We start from the raw sequence: 26,481 nt of genomic DNA on the forward strand, positions 1-26,481 counted from the left end.
AAATGATGAAACGATTGCAGACTGTTGTTGAGCTTCCAGAATTTCAGAGGCGCGCCAAGGCAATCATGTCTGACCATGAACGCGAGGCTGCAATAAACTTTGTCGCGGCCAATCCTGAGGCGGGTGTATCCCTCGGAGGTGGTCTGCGCAAAGTACGTATCCCTCGGGACGGCAGCGGTAAGAGCGGTGGATTCAGGACGATTTATGTATTTGGTGGAACTCAGATGCCTATTTTTCTGATTACGGTTTTTGCCAAGAATGAGAAGGCCAATCTGTCAAAGACAGAACAAGCTGCGGCTGTCGAGATGAGCAAAGCGATTATCTCAAGATATGGAGATGGAACATGAGTGCATTTGAGAGCGTAAAAAATGGCCTTGGAGAGGCTCTGGCCTTTGCCAACGGTGATGCCACTGATGCGATGGTGCATGAGGTTACTGTAACCAGCGTCAATGTCGCAGAAGTCCGACAGCAAACCGGCTTATCACAGGCCGCATTCGCCAAAAGCATCGGTGTGGCAAAAGGAACTTTGCTAAATTGGGAACACGGACGTCGGCATCCGACAGGACCGGCACAGGTCCTGTTAGCACTCATCGCCAAAAAACCGTCAGTCGTTCAGGACTTGTTGCGCGGCGCGTGAACCGGGGCTTACACCCCAACCCTCTTCACGCGGATCCCGAGCTTGCGCGCTTTGTCTACGATATTCTCGGTGATCCCTGACCCTGGCGTTGCAATCAATCCCTGAGGCAGGATTTCCAACATCTTGTCGTTGCGCTTGAACGGGGCTGCTTTGCCGTGGCTTTTCCAGTCGGGCTTGAACACCACCTGCGTCACACCCCGTACATCTGCCCACCGAGCTGCGATCATCTCGGCACCTTTGGGTGTACCGCCATGCAGCAGAACCATGTCCGGGTATTTTTCGCGCGTGGCATCAAGGACTGACCAGATGAGATCGTAAGCCTGATAGTCTCCGCCTGAGAAGGCGATACGGGTGCCTTCAGGGCAATGCACTTCGGCTTCTTTGCGCCGCTTGGCTGACAGAAACGCCCGACTGTCGACGACTGCAGATGTCAGACCTCTGTGCGAGACTTTCGATCCGGTACGCGGCATCCAAGGCGAACCTGTCGCGGCAGAGAAATGGTCACAAGCCAGATCGCGCATTTGCTCGAAGGCGTCCCGATGGTCCCAGAGTTTCAGACCGATCATTTGCAGGCGTTCCAGCTCGACCGAGGCGACCTCGGAGCCGTCCTGCGTGCTCATGCTTTCGCGGACCTCGCATTCATTGTCATCAAGGCGTCTTTGCAGATGGGTCAGGCGGCGATGAAACAGCGAGGTGAGGGACCAGAGCATTTCTTCGAGATTGTCTTCCAACTGACTGTCGTCGAGCAGGCTGATGGTGGTGTCAAAAAGCGTCGCCATGGCAAGCTCGACCTGACCCGGCTCGGGCAGGGGGCGATGATCGGTCTCATCTGGTCCCGGCTTTGCACCATGAAGGGTGAGGTGATCGAGGATTGCGGATGTCAGGCCGTGATCTTCGGGGTTGGTTTTGTCTTGAAGGGGCATGGTCTTGTTCCTCTGTTTGATCTGACCCGATTTGGATGGGGCGATAACAGGGCCGGCGGCGACCGGACCGCATCCCTTTGGATCGCAGCGCAGCGGAGAATGCGCACCCGGCAGAAAATTGATCCGCGAGGAATGGCCCGCCTTCTGTCCTTGGCGGGGCAGGGGAATTTTATGTTGGGGGCGCATTGCGGTTTGGGCGAGGAGCACTCAGCTCCGACCCGTTGGCCCATCGCTCCCCTTATCCAAACGGGATCAGATTGAACGTCATGGAACGCCTGCCACTGGCAATAAACACCCCAAAGACTACGCTTTACCTCACATTCTCAATTACTTATCCCTTCATGGCTGCCAGAAGCACGTTGCGAAGCCCGCCTTTGCCAAATGCCAGCAGATCTTCATTGAAATCACCAAGCTTTGGGACGAGGTGCCGACACTCAATGCCCGATGATCCCAGTTTGGATGCAAGAGTTTGCGCGGCCCGCGCCCCTGCAACATCATTGTCTCGTGCGATCCAGATGCGCTTGATCCATGGAGGAGGAATGAAGAGGCCAAGATGCGTTGCCGTCAGACAGGAGGCGAGGTTGAACTCAGAAAGGGCTGTGCCAACTGACAGCGTGTTCTCAAGACCTTCGCCGACGATCAGATCGCTAGGATTAGACCCTGACCAAAACCGAACGGCGTTGCCATGAAGCTGGCCAAGTATCCGTTTGGGATTGTGCAGATCTGCAATCCTGCCAGTCGTCGGTTCCAAATATGTCCGAGCACATCCCGTAATGTTGGCCTGATTGTCCGTGATCTTCGCCAGGAGGGCAGGGGAGTGGCACGGTTGATCTGGGGCCCTGTCGTCGCCTCGTAAGTAAACCCTTGGGTGAAAGCGCAAGGCGGGCCCGAAGCCCGCGATGCCGCGACGGTGCAGATAAGCCGCTGCCGCAGTTCCAAAGACAGGCCTGCCAGCAGCCAAGAGCCTGCGCGCTGATGCGATGCGCCTGGCGTTGGCCGCGCCAGCATCCCGAGACACCTTTTTGGTTACCTGCTGTACGGGAAGCGGCGCATTGCCCAGGAACTGTTTTGCTTCATGGAGTGTCTCTCGCAGAGACCGCGACCCCAGCTTGGCGTGAAGCAAATCTATGAGGTCTCCAAATTCACCCGTGGCGTAATCTGTCCATCCACCCGCCTTGCGACCGTCTTGTGCGTGCAGACGGATGACGAGACTGCGGCCCAACGCACCCGATGTGTTCCCGACTTGCCAATAACTACCTTGGCGATGGCCTTGTGGGAAATAGGCGCGGCAAAAACACTCCGCGCGCGCGCCAAGGTCGGCTGAAATCTCAGCAACCGAAACACGCCCCGTCATTGCGCCGCGTCACCGATAGCGGAGCCAACGGGAAAGCGCGCCAAGAGGGCAGTCAATGCATCAGTATTTTCTGAGGGTAGAAATACCCGCGTCTTCCATTGGATCACTTCGGTAAAGCAGCCCATGGTTTTCAACTCGGACAGGATCGCGCCCGTGGCACCAATGACTTCCAATCTGGGTTGCCCCATGACAAGCGAGCGACGCAGCTGAAACCCGTTCACAAGGCCCAGCGTAGCGCGGGTCTCCATCACGGCGCGCAGAACGTCGTCGGGATCCATTTGGATATCATTGTCGAGCCCAAGCCGCGCATAGACGTTGATCAGTTGCTCCTGCGAGACCAAACGGCCGATTGCGCGTTCACCATCCTCGGTTTGCAGACGGTAAATCCGCATATTGTCGGCAGGCAGACGATCCCAGATCGGTAGGAGAAGGCCGCAGATCAGTGTGATTTTGGAGGTCGTGAACTCCGGTACCGCGTCAACCTCTGCCTGCCAGAGCTGTTCGAACGTAGCATCATCCACTTCCTGCCAATTTGACGTGTTGAATTCACCCAACTCGAACAAATCATAGGTCATTGGGCGTAGCAGTTTGACCCGACGGATTGGGACACCGTCTTCGTCCATGTAAGCAGGCGCATGCGTCATTAGGCCCGCACGCTTTGAGTTGGCGTTCCAGCAAAGCTTTGCATCTGGCATTCTGGCGCAAATGGACTTCGCCTTGGAAAGCGTCAGCGGCTCGTTGCGGTCCGTTCGCTCTACCGTCAGCGCCGTTGCCGTCGCCCCAGTTGTTTCATGCTCGTAGATGACCTTGCGATCGACAATCATAAACCGTTCGGCGCGCAACGTTTCGAGACCAACATCTAGCGTACCCGCCTGTCGCGCATCTTCGATGATCGCGGAGAGCAGTTCGCCAAAGGCATCAAAGATTGCGTCCTGCATGCTGATCTTCAGCGCAAGACAGCGGTTGAGGAATTGCTGGATCGGCGGAAGGACCTCCTTCATGCAACCATCTGCGTCATCTAGTGTCAGACCCGTCATCTCCTGAAACCGCGCGTAGGAGCAGGCATCGATCTTACCTGCGCGCAGCTTGTAAAAGAACTGACGCAGCGCCGCGCGCGCATAGGGGCTTTCAAGATTGTCCTCGGCGCGGAACATGTTCTGCCCGCCGGTCTCACGTTGGCCCTTTGTAATCGCACCAAGCGTGTCGAGACGACGCGCGATCGTGGAGAGAAACCGTTTCTCGCCTTTAACGTTAGTGGCAACGGGACGAAAAAGCGGTGGCTGCGCTTGATTGGTTCTGTTGGTGCGCCCAAGGCCCTGTATAGCGTTGTCCGCCTTCCAGCCCGGCTCCAGCAAGTAGTGCACCCGCAGGCGCTGGTTCTTCGCCCCAAGGTCCGCGTGGTAGGAACGGCCCGTGCCGCCTGCGTCTGAAAATACCAGAATGCGCTTGGTATCATCCATGAAGGCTTGGGTTTCACCTAGGTTGGAGGAAGCGGGTCGGTTCTCGACCTTCAGGTGCCCCTCAGACGTCCGCACAATGCGGCGCTTGCGTCCCGTGACCTCAGCCACCACATCCCCGCTGAAATGCCAGAGGAGCTGATCCAGCGCCCCTTGCACGGGTGCCAATGCGCCAAGATGCTCGATAAGGTCATCTCGCCGCTGCTCAGCCTCGCGACAGATGATCGGCGTGCCATCCGCATCGATCGCAGGGCGAGATCGCAAGTCCCCATTATCGTCGGTGTAGGGCTCAAACAGCTGCGTCGGGAAAGAATGCGCCAGATAATCCATGACGTATTCCCTTGGTGTGATGTCGACCTGTAGATCATGCCACTCAGAAGGGGGGATGCCATCGAGACGGCGTTCCATCAGCGCTTCGCTGGTTGAGACGACTTGCACGACAGCGGCATGACCTGCTGCGAGATCCACCTCGATGGCTTTGATCAGAGACGGGCACTTCATGGCCGTAATTAAGTGATTGAAAAATCTTTGCTTATTGCTTTCAAACGCTGATCGCGCTGCGGATTTCGCTTGCGGGTTTAATGTCCCGCCCTCAGACGAAATACCTGAGGCTTCCAGTGCTGCTTCAAGATTGTTGTGAATGATCTGAAACGCGTCCGCATAGCTGTCATAGATCGCGATCTGTGCTGGAGTCAGATCATGAACAAGCATGTCGTATTCCACACCAGCATAGGACAGCGATCGCGCCAGATAGAGCCCGAGGGCTTTGAGGTCGCGTGAAATCATCTCCATCGCCGCAATGCCACCTGCTTCCATGGAGGACACGAATTCGGCTTGGGTCACGAAGGGGAAATCGCCGGTGCCCCAGAGGCCAAGACGGGAGGCATAGGCGAGATTGCCGACAACGGTCGCGCCAGTGGCTGAGACGTAGAGGATGCGTGCGTCAGGAACGGCGTTCTGCAATGCGAGGCCAGCAAGACCTTGCTGCGACGCCTTCTTGTCGCCTCGGGCGGATTTCTCACCAGCGGCATTCGCCATGGCGTGGCTTTCATCGAAGGCGATGACGCCGTCAAAGCCGTCACCGAGCCACGCGATAACCTGATCAAGACGAGAGGCCTTGCCTTCACGCTCTGCGGAACGCAGCGTCGCATAGGTGACAAACAAGATGCCCTCGGCCAGTCGGATATCACTGCCTTGGCGGAACTTTGACAGCGGGACAATATCGCTCTCCCTTCCACCTAGGGCCATCCAGTCGCGCTTGGCATCCTCGATGAGCTTGTCGCTTTTTGAGACCCAGACCGCGCGCTTGCGGCCGTTCAGCCAATTGTCCACGATGACACCTGCGACTTGCCGTCCTTTGCCACAGCCAGTGCCATCCCCGAGGAACCAACCCTTGCGCAGACGAAAGGCCCCTTCATCGGTCTCGGCCGCGGCAACCAGCTGTCCTGCGATCTCACTTGGCTTGAACCAGCCCTTGAGATGGCAGGCATGGGCATGGCCCGCATAGATGACGCTCTCAAGCTGAGGCGCCGATAAAACGCCGTCACGCGTCAAGGCAGTGGGGAAGAGAGGTTGATAGGTTGGCAGCGGCGGCGGCACAGACGCCATGGCTGCGGACTGCACCAGTGATGTTGGATGGGTGGCAGCACCGTCGATCTGGAAGGCCTGCAGCGCGTAATCCTCGTAGACTGCCTCCTGCAAAGCGCCTTGGGGGTCTGTCCAGTCCTTTGGCTGATACACAAGCGGACAGGCATTAACGCTGTCAAAGGGATGCTTCGCGCGCTCTGCAGCGATGTTACGGGTTTCTTGGCGAGCTGCATCGCGCAGTGCATGCAGATTGAGCCGTGTCGTTGGTTTTGGAGCGGTCTGACGCGCGCCCGTAGGGCAGGGGGGCACCGCATTGGGTCTTTCAGGGCAATGGGCCAAAACAGAAGCCAACAGATCGCCAGTGGTTTCGCAGAGCGGATGATAGGCATCCTCGGCGGCGGTCTTTACCGCATCCTCGCCAATGCTTCGTTTGTCGATGACCGTCAGCCGCGTATCGATGCTCGTGCCGTGCCGCGCGAACACCTTGCCAGCAATGGCAGCCGAAAAGACGACATCCGCAACCTCGCCAATGCTTCTGAAGGTCGACTGATGGCTTTTGGTTTTGGGCGCGAAGCTTTCACCCGTGATCACAACGAGGCGTCCAGCAGGCACAAGCCGTGCCAAAGCTGATAGAACATGCTGACTGGTTGCTTTGCGGAACTTGCCGTCGACATGTTGGGCGGCAGAGAAGGGCGGGTTCATAACGATCACCGAGGGTTTGATCTCGCGATCAAGTCTGTCGTCGATCGACGCCGCATCGTGTCCAGATACCGGTGCATTTACAAACATGGCGCGCAAGACATCGCGACGGGTCTCAGCGAGTTCATTCAACGCAAGCCGTGCACCTGTGACTTGAGCAAAAATAGCAAGCATCCCCGTGCCTGCAGAAGGCTCAAGAACGATGTCAGATTGGCGAAACCCCGCAGCTTGGGCAACAACTGCCGCGAGGGGCAGGGGGGTTGAGAATTGCTGCAGACGGACGCTGTCTTCTGAGCGTCGCGTGTGTGAGGGCGCCAGTGCCGACAGCCGTTCAATCATGCTGAAAAACTGAGCAGGGGAGGCGGCTTGCTTTTGCATTAACGCGCCGTAGCGCTTGATCATGATGATCTGGGCAATTTCTGCCGCATCGTAGGCGTCCTTCCAGACCCATGCACCGCTTGTGTCACTTGCGTCAAAAGCGCCCTCCATCGCTGCGCGCAGTGTCTTCGCATCAATAGGCTGCCCGGCCTCAAAATGCGGCAAAAGGCTGTTTGCTGCGAGGATCAGTTGATGCGCTGTCTCGGAAGTGGGGGAAGATGCGTGAATGGTGTCGATAAGCGCAGCCGTTTTTGGATGTGCATTCATGTTGTGTCTCCAATGTCTGAAAGCAGGAAAAGGAGGCGATCCAGCTTATCCGGATCGCCTGTTACTTGCGGGTTTGAGGGTGTCAGGCGGCTGGACGGCTGAACTTTTCAGCGGTGCGATCCTCGAGGTTAAAATAGAGATCCTCGGTCGCCTTCTTGAAGCCTGGGGGCTTTCGGGCTGCGAGACACCGCACGGATGCACGGCAGCCTTCGCCATGCTCCATCGCAAAATGGGTGACCTGAGCGATGAGGTCGTCCATTCCCGCGGCTTGCAGCTGCTTTTCGGGATAGCTGTCCATCATCGTGAACTTGGTCACGACAAATGCGCCCTCACGATGCGCCGGATAGAGAGTGATCTTGTAGTCGCGTGTTTGTGCCATGTTGTGGCCTCCAGTGACGGCTGCCGAGACAATCTCGAGCGTTGAAATCCGCCAGTAGGAAAAGGCCGCCCTCAATCAGAGAGCGGCCTAGAATTCGAACAAGGAAGAGGGGAGGGGCGTCAGTATTCTGAGGGTAGAAGCAACGTCAGAACCCTGCGTGTCTGTTCCGGGTCAGTCGGCTCATCTGACCCCATTTCATAATTGACGTCATACAAATCCAGCTTGAACCAGATCGTCGTGCCAAAGACCTCAACTGCGCCAAATTCATGCCAACCGTGGGGGTCATTGTCGGGCGTGAACGCTTCAAACGCTGCCACTTGGCGCGTGGCGGCCAAACGCGCGTCTGGGCCCATGGCAGCAACGCCTGAGGTCATCACAAACTGGCCTTTGGGTGTGTCTTCAGCATCGTTGAAGAACATGATAGATTTGCGGAATGCGTCGTTTTGGGCAGCGATCGTTGCGGCTTCTGTCGAGGGCTTGTTTTGTAGTACTGCGGTCATGGTTCGTCTCCGTGCAGGCGAGCTGAACCAATTCCAGCTTACGGCACCTGCAAGACGGAAAGGGCCGCCCTTTTTGCAAGGACGGCCCAGATGGAAACTGCTGTCTGAAAGTGCGGGACTAAGCTGCTGTTTCGCTCAAAAACGCTGGTAAAGCATCCGGCGCGGTATCTTCGGCATCTGGAGCGACTTCACCGTCATCTTCCGCTGGATCAACGTCTGACGTCCTTGGCGAACTGGACGTGTCAATCTGATCATCGACACCCTTGAATACCATACCGTCTGGAAGCCAGCGGGCCGTTTTGGAGGCGACGACCGCATCAAAGCCTTCCGTTTCGGCGGCACTCTCGGCGAATGCACGTTCCATCGCGGCCGCTATATCGCCTTTGCGTTCTCTGCTGCGCTCTTCGGCATAATCATCGCCAACAAGTTTACGGGCCATTGAAACCGCATGACCCTTGTTAACGCGACCCCAGTATGTCGAAGCTGTCGGGCGCCAACAGGCGGCGACATCGACGTCCAAACGCGCACCAATTTCTTCGATGATCGGGGTAGGGTGATTATCGGAGAGAAGCTGCGGCTTGATCGCAAGACCCACGGCCCAAGAGAACAAAGCTTGCTTCTGGGGCAGGGGGAGTGCTGACATCGCCCGAAAGTCGTCTGGTTTTTCGAGCGTCATCCACTCGACCGCAAGATCCTGTTCCAGCGCATCAAGCATCTTTTGTGCGACCGTATCAGCGTGCAAGGTCTCACGATTGTGAGCCAGGAAAGGGCTGACCGAGATGTTGAGCGCCTCCGTACCGTAAGACCGAGAAAGCGCCTGTTCGCAAAGCGCATAGAGCATCGCGTCGAAGGCTACATCGTAATCTGCTGCCAAATGTGCGCGCAAAATATGCTGGCGCGAGGCACGTAGATCATCAGCAAGACTTGCTGAGATACCGTCTGCCTTGCGCAGTGTTGTCGCCGGATCAGAGATTGGAACGGGTGCTGAAGATGTCGGAAGGGAGACGTTCGGGTGAGTAACAGTAATCTTTGCATCACCATCTACCGGATCTTCAGTTTGCTCCGCAGCGACGGGAATATCCTCGGGACGCACCAAACCTTTCTCGACCCGCAGTTCACCGTCATGACCAATCGTAACGACACACCCTGCGATCGCCTGATCCGCAGCCGCGTAGGGCTGACGCGCCTTCTGCAGCGCCTCAATTTCGCGGAGCCGCGGCTCAATGGGATAATATTCGTCTGCTTCGGCATCCGTCCAATCCGCACCATCATTGGCCGCCGCCAGTTCTTCTTCTCGTGCCATCAGAGCATTCTCTTCGGCCATCAGGTCAGCATCAGGTTCGATGTCTTGCGGATAGACACGCCCAAAACTGCGGAAGGCACCGTAATCAACGGACAAGTGCACTTCGACCCACTTCCAATCAGCTTCAAATACCTTTGCCTCAGCCTGCAGTTTTTCGACCGCAAGACGCTCCAGAAGCTCAGGATTCTCCATATGTGCTGCGGCATTGTCATCAAAGAGGTCACGCAACAGGACACCACCTGCCGCTTCATAGGCCTCAATGCCGACAAAGCGCCCGATGCTTGAGCTGGCAGAATGTGCCGTCTCAGTCAGCTGACGTTTGATGGACTGCGGATGGATATGATAGCTGTCCTTCACCGCGTTCCATACGGTCATTTGGCGATCATGATCATCGGTCAACGTGAACGCCATGACGCATTCCAATGTCAGCTCACCGGCGCGGAATTGCTCGATAAGTTCTGGAGCGATGCGGGCCAGTTTGAGACGGCGACGCACAAGGTCAACACTAACCCCAAACTTGAGTGCAATGTCGTCTTCTGTGCGACCCTCAGCAATCATCTGGGCAAACGCCTCAAATTGGTCAGCAGGGTGCATCGCGGCTCGCTGGAGGTTTTCCGTCGCAGAGGTGACAGTCGCATTTTGCGCGTCTTCGACCAAACACGAGACAGAGTGATCGTTCGGGATGATACCATCATTCGCCAACTGCTTGAGCGCATTGAGGCGACGACCACCAGCATCTACTGCGAATTTTTCACCAGAGATCGCATGAACCACCAGGTTTTGTTTGATGCCGTTTTCGCGAATACTGGTGAGAAGTTCTGCGTCATCGGCTGCACTTGCGGCAACCTTACGTACGTTGAGCGGACTGAGCTCCAACTGATCGAGTGGGATCATGCGGAGGTCTTGTGTCATTGCGATCGCGTTTATGGTGACAGCAGCCGTTTTCTCGGCCAGCGCCGGTTTCTTGGTCTTCGCTTTGGTTTGGGATTTTGCCATGGGTTTCGTCCTTTTGGACGGGCCCGGATGAGACTTCTCTCTATCCTTTCAAGCCCGGTAATCGGGCTTCCCTTTCTCTGGCTCTTATCAAACTTAGAGCCGGGGCGAAGTTCATTATATTTGCAACAACTCGGCAGAGCCTTGGAGCCACGTTGAATTGCCTGGTGCATATTTCCGGTGCGAAATATTGTGTTGTTTTTAGGTGCTAGGTGCGGGGTCATCGATGTGTGTCAAACCGCAAGAACCCTCAACAAACGAGTGAATTCCGGACCTTCGCTGCGAGTGAAGATTTCATCTCGATGCCTCATTATGCCGACATTCGAAACATGAAGGCCTGTCCTGGTATTCCCAAATCTCACAGCGAAATTTCATACAATGGGAACAGGAAAACTTCATTCGAACATGGCTGGGCAAGACCTCCATGCACCGAAATTGGCAATCCTTCAGGCGTTTCGATGGTTGTGCATTAAGAAAACAACTTGTCTGAAAAACAGACATATGATACATGATTGACTGAAAAAGCGAACATGGAGTTTTCTTATGTTTTCTGCAAGCGACCTTGAAGCTGCGATCCGAGATGAGATTTCAGCTGCAAATAATGACCGGCCGACGCCGCGTGAGGCCTGGGAACCTGAGATTGATTCACTGGTTATGGTAAGGGTCATTTTGCGTGTTGAAGAAGAAATCGCCGTGGAGTTGCCAGATGATGTAATGCCAGCAGGCGGTCTAGACGACGTGGACGGCTGGGTTCGTTCTGTGGTCCAAAGCTGCCAGCAAATCTGGGAAGCAAATCAAACAACAGTGCAAGAGGTCGTATAATGGCACGGACACCTATGGGTTTTGCAGGTCCTGACGTGGAAGCGATAGAATTGGGAAAGCGCCTCAAACAAGCTCGCGAATATATCGGGGTAACTCAAGAAGAGGCTGCGAAGCACATCGGAGTGAGAAGATCAGCCATTTCGGAAATGGAGGCAGGTAAGAGAGGGGTAGGCGCTCTAGAAATTAAACAGTTGGCTGCTCTTTATGAAAGGCCAATGGGCTGGTTTGCTGGAGAGATGGAAGCACCTGCTGCGGATGATGTGGGCTTTTTGGCTCGGACAGTGAGTGAGCTGTCCGAGAATGATCGCACCGAGTTAGCAAACTTCGCAGAATTTCTGCGTTTGAAATCACAAGCTCCTAAAGATGGCTAGACGTCCTAGCGCACGTGGAGCGGTGCTTAAGGGCATGAGAGCGGCTTTGCGGCTGCAACGTGACTTGGGTCTTGATCAGGGAGGCAACCGTCCGCAAAGAGTTGACGTGTTTGGTTCAATTCTAAGAGAGAATGTTCCCCTCATGTTTCAGGAGCTTGAGCCGCTGATGGGCGCATATCTGCGACCTGGGGGCCAACCCGGAATAATTCTGACTACACGTCGTCCTCTCGGGCAGCAGCGGTTTACAGCTGCGCATGAGCTTGGACATCACATTCTTGGGCATGACCCGCACGCTGATGATGATAGCATTTTGCGCCGTTCGCCAGACATCATGCGAGACTACGTGTCTGTGCCGCCGGAGGAGCAAGAGGCAGACGCATTTGCTTCCTATTTTTTGCTGCCGAATTGGTTGTTGCGCACACAGATGGAGCGACATAATTGGACGGCCCGGCACTTTGAAGAGCCGGAGATCGTCTACCAGGCCGCTTTACGAATGGGCGTCAGCTACAGCGCTGTCCTGTATGCTTTGGTGCGTGGAAAAGTCATCACGACAAACGTTCGGCGAACATTGGCGGGTATCCAACCTGCGAAGCTTAAGAAGGCCCTAGTTCCTGATTTTCCGCTTGAAAGCACAAAGAACGTTGATGTTTGGGAGCTTGATGAACGGGATGAAGGTAGCGTCATCGAGGCAGGGCGTGACGATCTATTTGTAGTAAAGCTGCGGGAAGATAGTAACGCGGGCTACGTCTGGAACTTTGGGGAGTTGCAAGCGGCAGGCTTTGCGATTCTGAAAGACGGTCGTCAGGCATTTTCCGAAGATACCATCGGTGCGCCGACGATCAGACGGGTTTTGGCTAGGGGGCAAGACAATCCGCTGAGTGGAACATACAAACTTTGGGAAAGACGCCCATGGTCGCCTGAAGAAGATCCCAAAAGTTGGTCTTTTGACTACAGGCCCGTCTTTACGCACGATGTCGGTTTGTTTCGGCAACGTCAGCTTCAGAGCGGCGGTGTACGTCAATGATCGAGATTTCTGTCGACCTTAGGGCTTCGCTTGAACCTGTTCGGGATCAAGGCCGCAGGCCGACCTGCTTGGCCTTCGCGGCTTCGTCAGCGCATCGTGTAGCTCACAATCACAATGCGCCGCTTTGCGCAGAGTGGCTTTACTACATGTCGAACCGGAAAGACGGCCTAAGGCCAGATCAAGGTTCTACTGTAAGTTCGTCGAGAGATGTCATTCTACAGACTGGGCAACCTGATGAAGATCATTGGCCTTACCAAGGTGTCGACGCGAATCCTAAACCATGGGCGCCACCCAGCAGCCCTACCACGCTGTTGAAATGCTCTTCTGGGGCAAGAGGGAACGACCCAGATCGATGGCGAACCGAACTTATACGCAACGTGCCAGTGCCAATAGCAATATTCATATCAGACGTTTTTTTTCGACCTGTATCTTTCGTTGGTTCAGAGGCAGTCATAGAGGACGATGCCGATCCAATCGATCATGCACGGGGCCATGCACTTGTGCTGTGCGGGGCGGGGAGACTTCGCGGAAGCGAAATGTTCCTTATTCGAAATTCATGGGGCCAAAACTGGGGTTGGGACGGACATAGTTGGGTCCCGGAGTCCTATCTAACGCGACGGTTCGCCGACGCATTCATCATAGAACAAGGAGCATCTGACGATGTATCACCCAATGCCAACCGCCCCCACGCTGGTCTCCGCGTGGGTTGATGCAGCCCAAAAACTCAATGAGTTGGGAGATTTGCACGGATTAATGCTGCATGTCGAAGACCCGGTGTCGTTCCTTCCTGGTGAGTCGGACGTTATCAGTCGAGTTGATGAGTTTCTCAAGGGCGAGGAAAAGTGCGGGATTTCTACAGTTTCAAATACAATTTTCCCTGCTGCCCTCGATCGAAATGACGGCATCGACGGTTTAACCGCTCGCTATCTTGAGGTCTACGAACGTCGAATGCATCGCCAAGGTGAATGGGGGCGGTACTTCGAGCGCATGGTCGCCTGGAAAAAAGGGAAATCGACTGTCAACCAACTGTCTCATGTGATCAGTTCACTTCGAGACATGAAGTCTGGCGAAGCCAGGTTTTTCGAGAATGTAACAGAAATTGCTTTGTTCGATCCGCGCAGGGATCTCCGCAAGAAAATGAATCGGCAGTGCTTGAGTTTTATCGAACTGAAGCCTGATCGGAACGGGTTACTTCATATGATGGCGGTATATCGGAACCACTACTACGTCCAACGCGCATTGGGCAATCTAATCGGGCTTGGCCGCCTGTTGGCCTATATATCAAAAGAAACGGGGTTTGATGTAGGAACCCTAACTATCCAATCCACCCATGCTTGTCTTGATCAAAACTTCAGTCGTTCGGCTGTGCGAGAACTCATCAAAGCGTGTGCAGATGATCATAGAGAGAAAGCTGCATAGGCGCATTCATCGGGTCATGAGCCGGTTGATCCAGACTGTACGCGGCTTCGACTTCCGAAATGAATTGAGTTTGACCACCATAACTCGGATGTCGGAAGGAAATCGTCTCAATACCCATCTTGTCTAGACCGCGACGAGCGTCGCCGCCAATGGTGTAAACATGTTCAGGCTCTAGGATATCAATAAGGGTGTTGAGTACCCATTCCGTTGCGCGGCCCTCGGATCTCGTATGACAACGGTTAGTCATTGGTTCGTTCGGTTCGTGCGGATGAAACGGGAAAACATTCCAAAGGAAAACTGGCTCCCTTACGCGAGCCAACATTCGCCAAATCACAGTTGCAGTTCTCTCAGCAATTGCGGGGCCACGGGTTGCTCGCTCAATATCGACGCCACCAAGCAGTCTTGCGTGATGGTCGAGGTGCGCCTCATCCGTCAGCGCGAGTCCTGTACGTCGGCCGCCCCGATAGCCCAAGTCGCGTGCAATCCAGATGGTTCTTACGTTCAGGTCCAGCGCCGCTCTGAGTACATTGGTCAAGTTCTTCCGACGCAGCTGGTCAGCATCGGGCAAGTCGTGTTCGTCGCAGACGTTAAGGTATGGATTGAAGATATTCGGCATATCCATGGACGCGAGTTCATCTACAAACTTAGCTACTTGGTTCATTTTACTTGCTCGTATTGAAGGGTGTGGTTGTTAAGATCGACGATCAACCGGCCACTGCGGTTCTTTTTTACCTGCCGAAATGCGGCGTAGCCTTGTAGGATAGCCTCTTCCCAGCACCACAAAGGACAGTTTTCGGATTCATAGCCTTGCACGAATTCTCTAACATTCTTGAGCATGCTGTAATCCAACGCATGCAAGTTCTCAAAATACTCAAGACGTTGGGCATGATTGAAAATCCAAGTGGCAATGCCCTCTTCAATCAAGACCGCCCTCGCACCGTCTTGGGTCTCGTCGATCATCGGGTCGCTTTTTCTTTTCCGCTTCAGAAGACGTCTTAAAGTTGGCGACCACCCCATGACAGCCGCGTACGCCATGTGGAAAACGTCGTGAAATCGATAGTCGTCGTCACCCTGCCTATTGTCAGTCAGCACATCCCCGATCGCGATGCCGTCCTTTGTGAGCCTAGAGACGAGAAGGTCTCCTTCAAGCACCTCTTTTATCTCGAAGACCATTCTTCGTTCAAAACGTTCTTGTTCTGGGAAACCATCATCAAAAGGTGCGGGGTAGATTTTTTCGTCGGGCCAGCGATCCTTGATCTTGATCAAGTTGCCTTTGGCGGCGGCTTCAAGCGTGATGCCTGCGTCTCCCGCAGCTTCCAGGAGCGCACGAAGAACAGAAAGCAAGCGACCGACCAAAGCAGGTTGGTTGTTGACGAAGCGACCAGCATCGTAGTCTACCATCAGCAATCCGACCTCGGCAGATAATCGGATCAGTGTACGCTCAAACTCGGCGGTTGGCTGGGGAATCCAGCTTATTTGAGCGTCTGGCTCTTGAAGGTCAGCGAATGTAATTGTGTCACTCTTCGCTTCTGTGTTTCGCGGGGAGGTTGACCCCGTCTGGAGAGCAAGATCAGCGATACTGATTTCAGAACGGGTCGCCACAGCCGCCAGGTACCAAAGAACGTCGCCGAACTCCTCCAGCACTGTGCGCTCATATCCAAGATATGCCACCGGATCACGCTGCTTCTTTTTTGCCTCGCTCAGCAGGCTTCCAATCTCGCCAAACAAACCAAGAAGCGGCAAACTCAAGTCGCGGCCCCTATCGCTCAAGTGGTCTGTACTGCTCGCAAGCAATTGATATTTTTTAATTGTTTGCATTTCTTCAGGCGTTACCTGTCTTCTAAGGGGCTTGGCAGTTCTCGCGGGGCGTAGTTTAGTCCCCACTGTTGAGCAAGCCCGAATAGAAATCAATCAAACAACGAGTGGACGGAGGCGTTTATGGCATTTTGGAGTAGTCAAACTCTTGAGGAGAAGGCCCACAAGCTGATCAAGGGATCATCGGAACAGCCTATAGTCGATTGCAATTCGCTTCGTCTTCGAGTCGGAGAGGAAATCTTTGTCACTCCCCAGCTGGAAGACGCTAATAAAGTCACTAAAAGAAGACTTGCTAACGGCGAAGCCTTCAATATCCCTCCGCAGCAGTTCGCTTTCATCATGACCGAAGAGCAGGTGTGCATTCCGACTGACGCAATGGCATTCATTTCGATGCGTGCTACGTTTAAGATGTTGGGCTTGGTCAACGTATCTGGCTTTCACGTCGATCCTGGGTGGGACGGAAAGCTGACCTTTGCAGTTTTCAATTCAGGTCCGACGCCCGTGATGTTGGAAAGAGGGCAATCGGTCTTCCTGATGTGGTGCGCTAGTCTCGATCACCCGTCTGCGAAGCACAAAACCAAGCCTGGCAGCAATACAATCGAACCGGAGCGCTTGTCCGCCCTCATGACAGAGTCGGACTCGCTGTATCAGTTGAACCAGCGGCTATTGAAGGAGTCCGATGCGCGAAAGTCAGCTTCAGAAGATATGAGCAAGCGTCTTCATAACGTCGAAAAGACGATGGTGGCTATGAAAGTGAGGAATGCGATTGCCCTTACTGCGCTGATTGGAACCGTTATGTACCTGTTCCGGTCCGACGTACTTGTCGTTTTGAGCAAACTGATAAACTGAAACTGCTGCTTCGTTTACGGATTAGCGTGCAAATTCCTCTATGGAGAAGATGCACTGCATGGACCTTGAACCGCCCCTTGTTTACCGGAGACCCAGAATTAAGGATACTGGGTTTGTCTGACGTCAGCGCTTATGGGTCCAATTAGGGCTATTTGCTAAGATAGTGTTTGTTGCTCATCGTAACCACTGAGGAGTGGGCAATGAGAATGACAACGAAGGGCCCCGGCGAGAAGATCGCCACAAGACATCAAGCGAGCGACCGACAACTTGCGCCTTTCATGGGCAAGTTTGACTAACATCTAATGGCTCCAGAGTCTGCATAGGATGTATTCAACACGTTAAAACTCAGACCCTAAATCAGGCTTTTCAAGACCGCCCACCAAGAATTTATGATTGGATTCGTTAGGGAAAGGTAACCAAAAATCGGACCTGCAATCTTAGCAAAAAGTGCCCCAAAAGTTGTCCCATGAGGCCCGATATATGAAGTGAACGGGTTCTTCATCACACCAGCGTCGATGACCATTGCGTTGCTTATTTTATCGTACGGCTGGTCAGTCTCTGACGCCAGTGCCAAGCGTGTCAACGGCGGCGTAATAACCTGCCATTGGGGCGGAGCAAAAGTCGGCCACTTGGTTACGCGCCTTGGGGCGTGATGCCATCAATTAGCAAGCACGTTCCAAGGCGCGTTGGCCGTCAGGCCAACCTGATAATGTGTTAAGTTTTGGTACGCTTTGATTTGCTCTGATTGAGCCTGTAGCGTAAGCGTCCGGTGTCGCCGCGGTTTTAGGCTTTTTCGGGCTGCCAATTCCAGGGCATGAGTTCGTCGATGCGATTGATCTTGTGATCTGGTAAACGTTGGAGGACCCATGTGAGCCATGCCTCGGGATCGACGCTGTTCAGCTTACAGGTTTCCATGAGCGTATAGGCGATTGCGGCGGCGCTTCCGCCCCCAATAGACCCCATGAACAAGTAGTTTTTTCTTCCCAATGCAACGGGTCGCATTGTCCTCTCGCAAGTGTTGTTGTCCAGCTCGAGGTGCCCGTCGGTCAGGTAGCTGCGGGCTTTGGGCATGCGGTTCAGGGCATACCGAATGGCTTCGGCCAGCTTGGTTTTGCCAGAGATCTTGCGCAGCTGAGCCTGCAGCCAAAGCTCCAGGTTGTCGAAGACAGGCTTGGCCTTGGCCTGCCGCAGGGCGACGCGCTCTTCCGGCGTTTTCCTTCGGGCCTCCTTCTCGACAGCGTAAAGCTGTGCAATCTGCTTGATTGCCTGTTGGGCAATGGGAGAGCCAGTGCGCTCGGCCTCGTCGACGAACTTGCGGCGCACATGGACCATGCAAGCCTGTTCGTCAGCTTTGTCCTTGCCAAACAGACCATTGAAGCCGGCGAAGCCATCAGCATGTACCGTGCCGGTATACCCGGTAAGGTGATTGACGGGGTGCTCGCCCTTCCGATCGACGCTGAACTGATACCAAGCGCAGGGCGGCGCTACTCCGCACCACGGTCGTTCATCCCGAACATAACTCCAGAGCCGGGCGGTTTTGGTCTTTGTCGTGTTTGCGCGCACCTGCAGTTTAACGGGGGTATCGTCCGCAAACAGGGCTGGCCCAGCCCGGACCAACTTGCCAATGTGTTCCGCCAAGGGTTCCAGCAGAGCTGTGGTACGCCCGACCCAGTCGCTTAGTGTGGAGCGATGTAGATCGACCCCTTCGCGAGCGTATATCTTGGACTGCCGCTCAAGCGGCAGATGATTGCAAAATTTGCCGACCAGCATGTGCGACACAAGGCCGGGTCCGGGTCGCCCACGTTCGATCAGGCGGGACGGCAACGGGGCCTGGGCGAAGGCTTCACAGCAGGTGCAGGCCATACGCGGACGGATAAATCGGCGCACCATGAAGCGGCCGGGGATATAATCCAGCTCTTCGGTCACGTCCTCGCCCACTTGGCGCAGGGCACCGCCGCAGTCGTGGCATGCCTCGCCCGGCGACAGAACCTCATCTTCCCGATCCAGGTGGTTGGGTAGTGGCTTGCGGCTGTGCTGGCGCTTGTTGGTTGGGGTCTCTTCATCAATGGGCGGCTGCTCGGTGTGGTGATCCTCTGCGGCCTGCGCGATCTCTTCGTCTTCCAGCAAATCGAGAGCCAGTTGATCCATACCCTCTGACTTCGAACCGAAGCGCGCCTTGCGGTGACCATGAAGCTCTGCCTTCAGCTTCTCGATCTGGTAGGCCTGAGACTGGATATGCTGGAGCATTTGCGCGCTGACAGAGCGCAGCTCGTCAGGATCTTTTGGCAAGGATTTGAAGGCGTCCAGCATGGTGTAATCCATACCAGACCGCCCTATGGGAGGGAATGCAAAACAGCGCCAAACCCTATGTTTTGCTGAGTTTTACCCTATCCAGCAACCAGCGGTCGCCAAGTCTTCTGCGGCGTCCGCCAGTCGATCCCTTCGAGCAGCATCGACAGCTGTGAGGGGCTCAGGCTGACCTTGCCCTCTTTGGCTGCGGGCCAGACAAAACGACCCCGTTCCAAGCGTTTGGTAAACAGGCAGGCTCCCTGGCTATCCCACCAGATGATCTTCAAAAGGTCACCCCGGCGACCCCGGAAGACGAACATGTGACCGGAATACGGATCTGCGGCCAAAACCTGTTCGGCCTGTGCCGCCAGCGTGTTGAAGCCACGCCGCATGTCCGTCACGCCGGCAGCCAGCCATACCCGCGTGTTGCTCGGCACCGGGATCATTGCGTCAGTCCCTCGACCATCGCCACAATCGCCGACAGCGCGGTTGGTCCCTCCACCAGAATGCGCCGACCATTTGACAACGTGATATCCACGCGCTGCGCGGTGGCGGGACCTGTTGGGGAAGAGCGCGGAATGTGTGGCGCTGGCGCTGACGTCACGCCCGAGACCTCAATTGGGAGAAACACTGCCTCCTCGGGCTCGGGCAACTCCGCGGTTTGACCTTCCGATGTAAACCGTGGATCGCGAAGCCACGTATGGATCAGGTTGGTGTTCATTGCGTAGCGACGCGCAACCTGCGCAACAGAAACCCCGGTCACCCGCGCCTGCGCGCAGATCGACCGCTTTTCATCATCCGACCAGACCCGCTTCTTCTGACCCTTCTTACCCGCCATCGCTCACCTCAAGATGTACACCATCGATAGTGGACATCTACCAGACACTTTATCGCGCGGTCAGAGCAGGGACACCGGACGGATACCCTGTAGCTTTCACCATTCATTTCCAGAATGTTCACGTGGTGTGTCAGCCGATCCAGTAATGCGCCGGTCAGTCGTTCTGTGCCGAAGGTTTCTGTCCACTCTTCGAACGGCAGGTTGCTGGTGATGAGTGTTGATCCACGCTCGTAGCGTTGCGAGATCAGTTCGAACAGCAGTTCAGCGCCTGTTTTACTGAGCGGCACAAAACCCAGTTCATCGATGATCAACAGGCTGACCTTGGCGAGCTGGCGTTGCAATCGCAGCAGCCGTTTCTCGTCTCGCGCTTCCATCAACTCGTTCACCAGTGAGGCCGCCGTGACAAAGGCGACAGGCATGCCCTTTTGGCAGGCGGCCAGGCCCAACCCGAGGGCGATGTGGGTCTTTCCAGTGCCAGATGGGCCAAGTGCGATGACATTCTCCCGCCGTTCGACCCAATCACACCGCGCCAGATCCAAGACCATCATCTTATTCAACGACGGGATTGCCTTGAAGTCGAAACTGTCCAGGCTTTTGACGGCTGGGAACTTGGCCGATTTGATCCTGCGCTCGACCATGCGGCGTTCGCGGTCGATCAGTTCAAGCTCGGTCAGCCGGGCCAAATAACGGACATGATCCGCGCCCTGCGCGGCACAGATGCGCGCGAGCTTGTCGTGTTCACGCAGGAAGGTCGGTAAGCGCAGGGTTTTGAGATGGTTGGCCAAGAGCAGTTCTGGTGCATCGGTCATGCGCCACCTCCATCCAGCAGGCTCATGTAGGATGCGGCTGATGTCGTCGCGACATGCGTTCTGGGCAGAAACGGATAGAGATCCAAATCCAACCGAGGCTGCCTGCGTTCAACGCGGCATAGCACAAGGTGTTTGATGGCATCAAAGCTGATGGCTCCCATTTGAAGCGCATCTTTGACTGCATTGTGCAGCACCTCCATCTCAAAGCGTTCCAGCAGACGGAGGACCTGCACGTACTCGCGCTTCCCAGCCTTGCCCTGCCGCGCCTCCAACAACCGTTGCAACGTTGAGAATGCATCAGGTAGGTTCCAGTTTTGCAACGGAGCTGCCTGATCAAAGGCCATGATCTTACGCTCAATCAGTCGTAGATAATGCACAGGGTCAAAGGTGATATCGTCTTTGCCGTATGACCTGATATGCTGCGCAATCACCTCAGCAGCGCAGCCAATAACGACCCGATCCACAAATCCCTTTATCCAGACCTCACGGTGACCAAAGGCCACCGGCACTGAGTAATCATTGCCGCGATAGCGCACCACGGATGTCGATGTGACCTGGCCACTGCGCAGGTCGCAAGCTTCAAACGGCGCATCTGGCAAGCCCTGCATCGCAGCCAGATCAGCCTGCAATCGTTCGCCGATGCTGATCTTATGGCCGCGCAAGATGTCTGCTTGCCGTTTGCAGCACTGTTCTTCGAGGTAATCGTTGAACGCTGCCCAACTCGCAAAGCGGGGCATTGGTACCATGAAGTTACGACGAGAATAGCCGACGAGACCTTCGACTTTACCTTTGTCGTTCCCCTTGCCGGGGCGACCGTAGCGGTCTCGGACCACGTAATGCGACAGCATCGCGCTGAACCGCTGTGTTCTCTGACGTTCGCCATTCGGCATGATCTTTGCAACCAAGCAACGGTCATTGTCGTAGAGCACCGACTGTGGCACCGCGCCAAAGAACGCAAACGCGTGAACATGCCCATCCAACCAAGCCTCGGTGTTCGCGGCAGGATAGGCACGGACATAACAGGCATCACTATGCGGCAGATCCAGCGCGAAGAAATAGGCTTTCTGCTCAATGCCACCAATCACAACCAACGCTTCGCCAAAGTCGGCCTGCGCATGTCCGGGCGGATGGCTCAACGGCACGAACATCTCACGCGAACCGCGCTTCTTGTTGCGCACATAATCTTTGACGATGGTGTACCCGCCGTTGAAGCCGCATTCATCACGGAGCCGTTCAAAAATGCGCTTGGAGGTGTGTCGCTGCTTGCGAGGGCGCATCTTGTCTTCCGCCAACCACTGACCAATCTGATCGATATATGCATCCAACTTCGGGCGTTTGATCGCCGCCGTCCGCCGGTATCCAGGCGGCTCAGAATACGCCAACATCTTCGCAACACTGTCCCGGCTGATCCCAAAATCCCGAGCTATCTGCCGCCCGCTCAACCCATCCTGAAAATGGGCGCGACGCACCTTCAAATATAATTCCACAGTGAATATCCCCAAGCCCTCCCATCAAATGAAAGGGCCAAAGTGGCCGACTTTTAAGCCGCCCGCGACCGCACAACGCCGCCGCTACCGTGGTCGAGTATTGCTCCGCCGATCACAGCCAAGCGCTTATTTTCAAACTCGGCGCTGTACCACACGTTGATTTGATAAGCGCGATAGCCCGAGTAAATAACAAGGATTAAAATGAGGCCGAATACGATTGCAGCTTGTGATGCGTAAAAAATGCTGGAACTTAAGCCGATGCCTGTGCCCGCGACCCAGATTAAAAAGAAACCGGCTGAAATCCATGATGTCCACACCATAGTGCCTGAGATAAGGTGGTACTCACTTTTGAGGCCAATATCGTTTTTGTTCAGACTGGCGTTGTCTGGATCAACACGCGCAACTCCACGACAGAATATCGAGATTGCGGCACCCAGACCGAAGTATACAGGGAGGTAGGCGATGACATCAAAGGCCCATGCAGCGTCCCCTTGCAGGCAGTAGCTGCTCCAGGTGAAGAAATTTTTGTCGATCAATAGTACAGATGTGTTGATGTACCTCACTTGGTCAACAGCCAGCAGAACGAGACCGATCACGACAGACCATTTTATTGAAAAAACACTGGGACGTTCTGCAATCAAGTTCTGTCCCTTGTGCCAGACAAGGAAGACTATCAAAAATGTTGTTACTAACAAAAAGATCTCTACACCAAAAACGGGACGGATCCCGCCTAGGGTGATCAGATTTTCATCATTGATGTTGAGGGTAAGGTAGTCAAGTTGTGCGGTACAGTTTCCAAACCGTGTCGCTGCGATGGATCTGTCACCGCTTGCTAGTAGATTTTTGATGGTTTCCGCGTCTGCGATTTTTGCGATTGGGCTGACCAACAACTGTGCGACGTTCATCAAGACTGCCCCAACGAAGCACCATAAAGGCCAAGTTCTCCAAAACATCTTCATACCTTCAATCGATTCCGTAGCGCGGTAGTACCAAGAGCTCCAATATGTTTGAGGATTCAAGTGTATGCTGCAAATAAGCGCTGACACATGTGTTTTCTTACAAGAGTCGCGGTTGGGGATGGCGCGAACCCTGACATTTTTTGTAACGCATAATTTTTGCTACGTAGGGTATTTGCCTCGCAGCAGCAAAATTTCTCACTCTCATTTAACATAAACTTCATTATGCGTATTTATACTTAGTGTTGGGCACATTCCATTTTGGATTGCATCACTGGATAATTTCTTGATGCAGATCAGGAGGATGTGATGAGAAGACCCTACCGTAAACTGAACTTGGATGAACGCAGAATCTTAGCGACGATGCTTCAGGCGAAAGCTACAAAGACCAAGATCGCTGAAACGCTTGGCCGAGACCGCTCAACGATCCATCGTGAGATCAAGCGCAACTGGTGGCATGACACCGAGGTTCCGCAGGCTGATGGGTACTGGCATATGACGGCGCAGGCTCTCGCGGATCGTCGCCATCTGAAACGTCGTAAATTGGAACGGCATGAGGATTTGCGCAATGAAGTGATTGGCAGACTGAAAGGCGGTTGGTCGCCAGAACAGATCGCCGGACGACTGAAGATCGAACCGCGCGCGCCGTACCGGATTTGCCATGAGACGATCTATCAGTATGTGTATTCAAAGAGCGGCCAGTCACAGGAGCTTGGGCGCTATCTGCCAGAGCGTCAGAGGAAGAGGAAACCGCGCTACGCCCGCAAGGCTCGTGGTGAGGTTTTCCCCTTGGAAACAAGCATTCACAACCGCCCGGAGGAGATCAACGACCGCAGCCTGTTCGGCAACTGGGAAGGCGATTTGATGATCTTTGAGCGCGCTCAGGGTAACGCAAATGTCGCCACGTTGATCGAACGCAAAACCCGCTACGTCGTCCTGCTGCGCAACAACGACCGCAAGTCGCGACCGCTGATGAACAAGCTGATCAACGTGATGTCACCCCTGCCCGCGGATGCCCGTCGCAGCATCACCTTCGACCGTGGGTTCGAGTTTACATCCTGGCGGGAGTTGAAGACCGGCATGGGAACCAAATCTTGGTTCTGCGACCCACAGGCTCCGTGGCAAAAGGGCTCTGTCGAGAACATGAACAAACGGGTGCGCAGATACCTACCGCGGGACACGGCTCTGCTGTCGCTCCCAAATCGATATATCAGGTCGATTTGCGACCGCCTGAACGCGACGCCGCGCAAATGTCTGGGCTACAGGACACCGGCCGAAGCCTTCAGAGATGAACTGATGAAACTGGAGCGTTAATGAGGTACACTGCCCCCGTAAACCGATGCAATCGAAGTGGAACTCACATTGGCGCGCGCTACCCTCAAGCGCGACTCTTGTTAGAAAACAGTAGTTTATCTAATGAGAGGAATCGGTATGGGAGCCGTTTACGACCAACTGAGTATCACAGAACGACGCAAGATAGAACGCTGGAGACACGCTAAGGTCCCAGTTGATGAGATGGCGCGCGTTCTGAAGCGCTGCAGATCAACGATATTTCGCGAGCTAAAGCGCAACCATTTTTCGGACGAAAGCATGCCGGGTTGCGATGGCTATTACGGTGCCGCTGCTCACCTGATGCAAGCGGAACGTCGTGCTCGAGAGCGCAAACTGATCAAACATCCTGAGCTTCGCAAGTGCGTGATCGAGCGTATCAAGAACGGCTGGACACCAGAGCAGATCAGTAACCGTATGATTCACGAACGCGCTCCTCTCAGGGTCTGTCAGGAAACCATCTATCGTTACATCTACTCCAAGGAAGGTCAGCGCGAAGACCTGTGGTGGTATCTACCGACCCACCGTGTCGCCCGCAGACCACGTCGCACCAGAAGGCGCAGAGAACCCAAATTCCACCGCGATGTCAGCATTCTGTTCCGACCCGATGATGTCGCTCATCGCCGTCAGTTCGGTCATTGGGAAGCTGATTTGATGCTGTTTAAACAAAAGCTTGGCCAGTCCAACGTTACCTCACTGGTTGAGCGCGTCAGCCGCTTCACTGTGATCCTGAAAAACCCGAACAAGCGCACCAAGCCGGTCATGGCCAAGATCATGAGCGCCATCAAAGACCTCCCCCTCGTCGCCCGTCGGTCCATCACTTTTGACCGCGGAACCGAGTTTGTCAGTTGGCCCCACCTGCAAGCCGAGATCGGAACCCAGACGTGGTTCTGCGACCCCTCCAGCCCCTGGCAGAAAGGCACAGTCGAGAACACTAACCGACGCCTTCGAAGGTGGTTGCCCCGCAAACGCGATATCCGGCAATGCACAGATCACGATATGAAGGTGATCTGTGATCGCCTCAACAATACGCCGCGCAAGTGCCTTGGATGGAAAACGCCAGCTGAGGTCTTCCGCGAAAAGATGTTGGAGGAAATGCGATGACGCCCCTACCCTGATCCCAACATGAGTCGCAGTTCAGGTATCGCTCACATTGCGATAGTATATTATCGTATATATGCTGGACTCCTCTCACGGAGGTTCCGCAGCATGCACTATCTGATCAAGAAGCTCCTCCCCTCGGTTGCAGTCGCTTTCACCGTGACTGGTCTTTCGCTACCAATGTCCGCCCGAGCGCAGACATACCCGATCGACTGCGCGATCCTCTTGTGTCTGTCTGGCGGCTGGCCCGCTTCCGTCCCTTGCGCCCGAGCTCGCGCCGAATTCATCAGGCGTATCACGCCTTGGCCAGTGGAACCGCCGCTGCAAATCTGGCGCTGTCCCATGGGCGCCTCCTATGAGGGCGATCGGCCACCAAACAACGCTGGCCGTATCTTTGAAGCCTTGTACCGGCCCGACAGCCGTCGACCGCTCCAATCCTTGCCAAGAGACAAATTCGTTCCCGCCGACCAGGCCCTCCGGCTCGTTCAAGATCGGGCGGACATCGATATCAGCGGACCTGAGTTCAATTTCGTACGATCCATCCGTGTCTTTGATGTTCGTTACGCGCGGCAATACGAAGCAGGAAGCGAAGGAGACTGCGAACGCTACGCCACTGTAGTCCTCGGCACTTATGGAACCCAAGGCGATTTCTCATGGCAGCGATCTTCTATAACTGCCCTGCCTGAGGCCCATGTGGGACTTGAACGTTGGGGCCAGAATTGCCCGGGTATCTATCACCGATCTGTCTTCGTCGATTGGCGTGACTATGATGGCAACTACGACTTCGAACAGGTGAACTACTAGCGCTGGCAAAGACAGCTTTGCCATCATGCTGCGAGAATTTGAGCGTGCTGAGTTGCTCAAATACCGGCTTTTCGCTGCTTTCGGTGCGCAT

At 54.9% G+C, this 26,481-nt stretch carries 25 protein-coding genes; 11 read left to right on the forward strand and 14 right to left on the reverse strand.

Translation table 11 applies throughout. The annotated features are described in order from the left end of the window. The first annotated feature begins 5 nt into the window (after positions 1 to 5). Both R1T45_RS00975 and R1T45_RS00980 read left to right on the forward strand, forming a co-directional pair. On the forward strand, positions 6 to 347 hold the full coding sequence (locus R1T45_RS00975; RefSeq protein ID WP_317388945.1) for a type II toxin-antitoxin system RelE/ParE family toxin: 342 nt from the start codon (positions 6 to 8) through the stop codon (positions 345 to 347). Further along, the gene (locus tag R1T45_RS00980; RefSeq protein ID WP_317388840.1) at positions 344 to 637 is read left to right on the forward strand and encodes a helix-turn-helix domain-containing protein; all 294 of its coding nucleotides are present in this window, start codon (positions 344 to 346) and stop codon (positions 635 to 637) included. Before R1T45_RS00975 ends, R1T45_RS00980 begins: the two co-directional genes overlap by 4 nt. Positions 638 to 645: 8 nt before the next feature. On the opposite strand, the gene R1T45_RS00985 is transcribed toward R1T45_RS00980, so the two are convergent. The 6 genes from R1T45_RS00985 to R1T45_RS01010 all read right to left on the reverse strand — a co-directional run bounded on the left by R1T45_RS00985 (position 646) and on the right by R1T45_RS01010 (position 10,480). Continuing rightward, positions 646 to 1,560, reverse strand: a complete 915-nt coding sequence (locus tag R1T45_RS00985) for a DUF2493 domain-containing protein (protein ID WP_317388841.1) — start codon at positions 1,558 to 1,560, stop codon at positions 646 to 648. Positions 1,561 to 1,891: 331 nt separating this feature from the next. Beyond that, positions 1,892 to 2,914: a toprim domain-containing protein gene (locus R1T45_RS00990; RefSeq protein WP_317388842.1), complete on the reverse strand. Its 1,023-nt coding sequence runs from the start codon at positions 2,912 to 2,914 to the stop codon at positions 1,892 to 1,894. Then, positions 2,911 to 7,302 (reverse strand): strawberry notch-like NTP hydrolase domain-containing protein, encoded by a 4,392-nt coding sequence (locus R1T45_RS00995; protein WP_317388843.1) that lies wholly within the window; start codon positions 7,300 to 7,302, stop codon positions 2,911 to 2,913. Before R1T45_RS00995 ends, R1T45_RS00990 begins: the two co-directional genes overlap by 4 nt. An 82-nt stretch (positions 7,303 to 7,384) precedes the next feature. Next, the gene (locus tag R1T45_RS01000; RefSeq protein ID WP_317388844.1) at positions 7,385 to 7,681 is read right to left on the reverse strand and encodes a hypothetical protein; all 297 of its coding nucleotides are present in this window, start codon (positions 7,679 to 7,681) and stop codon (positions 7,385 to 7,387) included. Between the two features lie 119 nt (positions 7,682 to 7,800). Then, positions 7,801 to 8,181: a DUF3768 domain-containing protein gene (locus R1T45_RS01005; RefSeq protein WP_317388845.1), complete on the reverse strand. Its 381-nt coding sequence runs from the start codon at positions 8,179 to 8,181 to the stop codon at positions 7,801 to 7,803. A 118-nt stretch (positions 8,182 to 8,299) separates the two neighbouring features. Then, positions 8,300 to 10,480 carry a ParB/RepB/Spo0J family partition protein gene (locus R1T45_RS01010; RefSeq protein WP_317388846.1) on the reverse strand — a complete coding sequence of 727 codons (2,181 nt, stop codon included), beginning with the start codon at positions 10,478 to 10,480 and terminating at the stop codon, positions 8,300 to 8,302. A gap of 540 nt (positions 10,481 to 11,020) precedes the next feature. Here R1T45_RS01010 and R1T45_RS01015 point away from each other — a divergent pair. From R1T45_RS01015 to R1T45_RS01035, 5 genes are read left to right on the forward strand one after another with little or no spacing between them, the layout of a single operon-like run. Then, positions 11,021 to 11,299 (forward strand): hypothetical protein, encoded by a 279-nt coding sequence (locus tag R1T45_RS01015; protein WP_317388847.1) that lies wholly within the window; start codon positions 11,021 to 11,023, stop codon positions 11,297 to 11,299. Next, positions 11,299 to 11,670 carry an XRE family transcriptional regulator gene (locus tag R1T45_RS01020; RefSeq protein ID WP_317388848.1) on the forward strand — a complete coding sequence of 124 codons (372 nt, stop codon included), beginning with the start codon at positions 11,299 to 11,301 and terminating at the stop codon, positions 11,668 to 11,670. Before R1T45_RS01015 ends, R1T45_RS01020 begins: the two co-directional genes overlap by 1 nt. 46 nt (positions 11,671 to 11,716) lie before the next feature. Continuing rightward, positions 11,717 to 12,694 carry an ImmA/IrrE family metallo-endopeptidase gene (locus tag R1T45_RS01025; protein ID WP_317388849.1) on the forward strand — a complete coding sequence of 326 codons (978 nt, stop codon included), beginning with the start codon at positions 11,717 to 11,719 and terminating at the stop codon, positions 12,692 to 12,694. Further along, positions 12,691 to 13,404, forward strand: a complete 714-nt coding sequence (locus tag R1T45_RS01030; protein ID WP_317388850.1) for a C1 family peptidase — start codon at positions 12,691 to 12,693, stop codon at positions 13,402 to 13,404. The genes R1T45_RS01025 and R1T45_RS01030 overlap by 4 nt, the downstream gene beginning before the upstream one ends. Next, positions 13,355 to 14,113, forward strand: coding sequence for a hypothetical protein (locus R1T45_RS01035; protein WP_317388851.1), 759 nt, complete (start codon positions 13,355 to 13,357; stop codon positions 14,111 to 14,113). Before R1T45_RS01030 ends, R1T45_RS01035 begins: the two co-directional genes overlap by 50 nt. On the opposite strand, the gene R1T45_RS01040 is transcribed toward R1T45_RS01035, so the two are convergent. Together R1T45_RS01040 and R1T45_RS01045 are read right to left on the reverse strand one after the other, a co-directional pair. Beyond that, the gene (locus R1T45_RS01040; protein ID WP_317388852.1) at positions 14,073 to 14,774 is read right to left on the reverse strand and encodes a uracil-DNA glycosylase; all 702 of its coding nucleotides are present in this window, start codon (positions 14,772 to 14,774) and stop codon (positions 14,073 to 14,075) included. The genes R1T45_RS01035 and R1T45_RS01040 overlap by 41 nt on opposite strands. Beyond that, positions 14,771 to 15,931, reverse strand: a complete 1,161-nt coding sequence (locus R1T45_RS01045) for a nucleoside triphosphate pyrophosphohydrolase family protein (RefSeq protein WP_317388853.1) — start codon at positions 15,929 to 15,931, stop codon at positions 14,771 to 14,773. Before R1T45_RS01045 ends, R1T45_RS01040 begins: the two co-directional genes overlap by 4 nt. A 120-nt stretch (positions 15,932 to 16,051) precedes the next feature. Here R1T45_RS01045 and R1T45_RS01050 point away from each other — a divergent pair, with 120 nt between their 5' ends. Beyond that, positions 16,052 to 16,777: a dCTP deaminase domain-containing protein gene (locus R1T45_RS01050; protein WP_317388854.1), complete on the forward strand. Its 726-nt coding sequence runs from the start codon at positions 16,052 to 16,054 to the stop codon at positions 16,775 to 16,777. Positions 16,778 to 17,560: 783 nt separating this feature from the next. Here R1T45_RS01050 and tnpC read toward each other — a convergent pair. From tnpC to R1T45_RS01080, 6 genes are all read right to left on the reverse strand, one after another. Then, positions 17,561 to 19,087 carry an IS66 family transposase gene (gene tnpC / locus R1T45_RS01055; RefSeq protein WP_317388946.1) on the reverse strand — a complete coding sequence of 509 codons (1,527 nt, stop codon included), beginning with the start codon at positions 19,085 to 19,087 and terminating at the stop codon, positions 17,561 to 17,563. 77 nt (positions 19,088 to 19,164) lie between these two features. Further along, positions 19,165 to 19,512 carry an IS66 family insertion sequence element accessory protein TnpB gene (gene tnpB, locus R1T45_RS01060; RefSeq protein ID WP_317388855.1) on the reverse strand — a complete coding sequence of 116 codons (348 nt, stop codon included), beginning with the start codon at positions 19,510 to 19,512 and terminating at the stop codon, positions 19,165 to 19,167. Continuing rightward, on the reverse strand, positions 19,509 to 19,904 hold the full coding sequence (gene tnpA, locus R1T45_RS01065; protein ID WP_243262504.1) for an IS66-like element accessory protein TnpA: 396 nt from the start codon (positions 19,902 to 19,904) through the stop codon (positions 19,509 to 19,511). Before tnpA ends, tnpB begins: the two co-directional genes overlap by 4 nt. Before the next feature lie 8 nt (positions 19,905 to 19,912). Then, positions 19,913 to 20,713: an IS21-like element helper ATPase IstB gene (gene istB, locus R1T45_RS01070; RefSeq protein ID WP_317388856.1), complete on the reverse strand. Its 801-nt coding sequence runs from the start codon at positions 20,711 to 20,713 to the stop codon at positions 19,913 to 19,915. After that, complete coding sequence (gene istA, locus R1T45_RS01075) at positions 20,710 to 22,209, reverse strand: IS21 family transposase (protein ID WP_411041106.1); 1,500 nt, start codon at positions 22,207 to 22,209, stop codon at positions 20,710 to 20,712. The genes istB and istA overlap by 4 nt, the downstream gene beginning before the upstream one ends. A 44-nt stretch (positions 22,210 to 22,253) precedes the next feature. Then, entirely contained in the window at positions 22,254 to 23,105 is an 852-nt protein-coding gene (locus R1T45_RS01080; RefSeq protein WP_317388858.1) for a hypothetical protein, read from the reverse strand. Between the two features lie 360 nt (positions 23,106 to 23,465). Here R1T45_RS01080 and R1T45_RS01085 point away from each other — a divergent pair, with 360 nt between their 5' ends. The 3 genes from R1T45_RS01085 (at position 23,466) to R1T45_RS01095 (ending at position 26,390) form a co-directional block, all read left to right on the forward strand. Continuing rightward, positions 23,466 to 24,470, forward strand: a complete 1,005-nt coding sequence (locus tag R1T45_RS01085) for an IS30 family transposase (RefSeq protein ID WP_317388859.1) — start codon at positions 23,466 to 23,468, stop codon at positions 24,468 to 24,470. Between the two features lie 117 nt (positions 24,471 to 24,587). Continuing rightward, complete coding sequence (locus R1T45_RS01090; protein ID WP_317388860.1) at positions 24,588 to 25,589, forward strand: IS30 family transposase; 1,002 nt, start codon at positions 24,588 to 24,590, stop codon at positions 25,587 to 25,589. A 105-nt stretch (positions 25,590 to 25,694) separates the two neighbouring features. After that, positions 25,695 to 26,390, forward strand: coding sequence for a hypothetical protein (locus R1T45_RS01095; protein ID WP_227511965.1), 696 nt, complete (start codon positions 25,695 to 25,697; stop codon positions 26,388 to 26,390). Positions 26,391 to 26,481: the final 91 nt, after the last annotated feature.

The sequence above is a fragment of the Sulfitobacter sp. LC.270.F.C4 genome (genome assembly GCF_032922545.1).
Taxonomy (GTDB): Bacteria; Pseudomonadota; Alphaproteobacteria; order Rhodobacterales; family Rhodobacteraceae; genus Sulfitobacter; species Sulfitobacter profundi.

Excerpts from the sequence above, each read along its gene's own strand:
- R1T45_RS00975 (WP_317388945.1), top strand. The coding sequence starts at position 6 with ATGAAACGATTGCAGACTGTTGTTGAGCTTCCAGAATTTCAGAGGCGC.
- R1T45_RS00980 (WP_317388840.1), top strand. The coding sequence starts at position 344 with ATGAGTGCATTTGAGAGCGTAAAAAATGGCCTTGGAGAGGCTCTGGCC.
- R1T45_RS00985 (WP_317388841.1), bottom strand. The coding sequence starts at position 1,560 with ATGCCCCTTCAAGACAAAACCAACCCCGAAGATCACGGCCTGACATCC.
- R1T45_RS00990 (WP_317388842.1), bottom strand. The coding sequence starts at position 2,914 with ATGACGGGGCGTGTTTCGGTTGCTGAGATTTCAGCCGACCTTGGCGCG.
- R1T45_RS00995 (WP_317388843.1), bottom strand. The coding sequence starts at position 7,302 with ATGAATGCACATCCAAAAACGGCTGCGCTTATCGACACCATTCACGCA.
- R1T45_RS01000 (WP_317388844.1), bottom strand. The coding sequence starts at position 7,681 with ATGGCACAAACACGCGACTACAAGATCACTCTCTATCCGGCGCATCGT.
- R1T45_RS01005 (WP_317388845.1), bottom strand. The coding sequence starts at position 8,181 with ATGACCGCAGTACTACAAAACAAGCCCTCGACAGAAGCCGCAACGATC.
- R1T45_RS01010 (WP_317388846.1), bottom strand. The coding sequence starts at position 10,480 with ATGGCAAAATCCCAAACCAAAGCGAAGACCAAGAAACCGGCGCTGGCC.
- R1T45_RS01015 (WP_317388847.1), top strand. The coding sequence starts at position 11,021 with ATGTTTTCTGCAAGCGACCTTGAAGCTGCGATCCGAGATGAGATTTCA.
- R1T45_RS01020 (WP_317388848.1), top strand. The coding sequence starts at position 11,299 with ATGGCACGGACACCTATGGGTTTTGCAGGTCCTGACGTGGAAGCGATA.
- R1T45_RS01030 (WP_317388850.1), top strand. The coding sequence starts at position 12,691 with ATGATCGAGATTTCTGTCGACCTTAGGGCTTCGCTTGAACCTGTTCGG.
- R1T45_RS01035 (WP_317388851.1), top strand. The coding sequence starts at position 13,355 with ATGTATCACCCAATGCCAACCGCCCCCACGCTGGTCTCCGCGTGGGTT.
- R1T45_RS01040 (WP_317388852.1), bottom strand. The coding sequence starts at position 14,774 with ATGAACCAAGTAGCTAAGTTTGTAGATGAACTCGCGTCCATGGATATG.
- R1T45_RS01045 (WP_317388853.1), bottom strand. The coding sequence starts at position 15,931 with ATGCAAACAATTAAAAAATATCAATTGCTTGCGAGCAGTACAGACCAC.
- R1T45_RS01050 (WP_317388854.1), top strand. The coding sequence starts at position 16,052 with ATGGCATTTTGGAGTAGTCAAACTCTTGAGGAGAAGGCCCACAAGCTG.
- tnpC (WP_317388946.1), bottom strand. The coding sequence starts at position 19,087 with ATGCTGGACGCCTTCAAATCCTTGCCAAAAGATCCTGACGAGCTGCGC.
- tnpB (WP_317388855.1), bottom strand. The coding sequence starts at position 19,512 with ATGATCCCGGTGCCGAGCAACACGCGGGTATGGCTGGCTGCCGGCGTG.
- tnpA (WP_243262504.1), bottom strand. The coding sequence starts at position 19,904 with ATGGCGGGTAAGAAGGGTCAGAAGAAGCGGGTCTGGTCGGATGATGAA.
- istB (WP_317388856.1), bottom strand. The coding sequence starts at position 20,713 with ATGACCGATGCACCAGAACTGCTCTTGGCCAACCATCTCAAAACCCTG.
- R1T45_RS01080 (WP_317388858.1), bottom strand. The coding sequence starts at position 23,105 with ATGAACGTCGCACAGTTGTTGGTCAGCCCAATCGCAAAAATCGCAGAC.
- R1T45_RS01085 (WP_317388859.1), top strand. The coding sequence starts at position 23,466 with ATGAGAAGACCCTACCGTAAACTGAACTTGGATGAACGCAGAATCTTA.
- R1T45_RS01090 (WP_317388860.1), top strand. The coding sequence starts at position 24,588 with ATGGGAGCCGTTTACGACCAACTGAGTATCACAGAACGACGCAAGATA.
- R1T45_RS01095 (WP_227511965.1), top strand. The coding sequence starts at position 25,695 with ATGCACTATCTGATCAAGAAGCTCCTCCCCTCGGTTGCAGTCGCTTTC.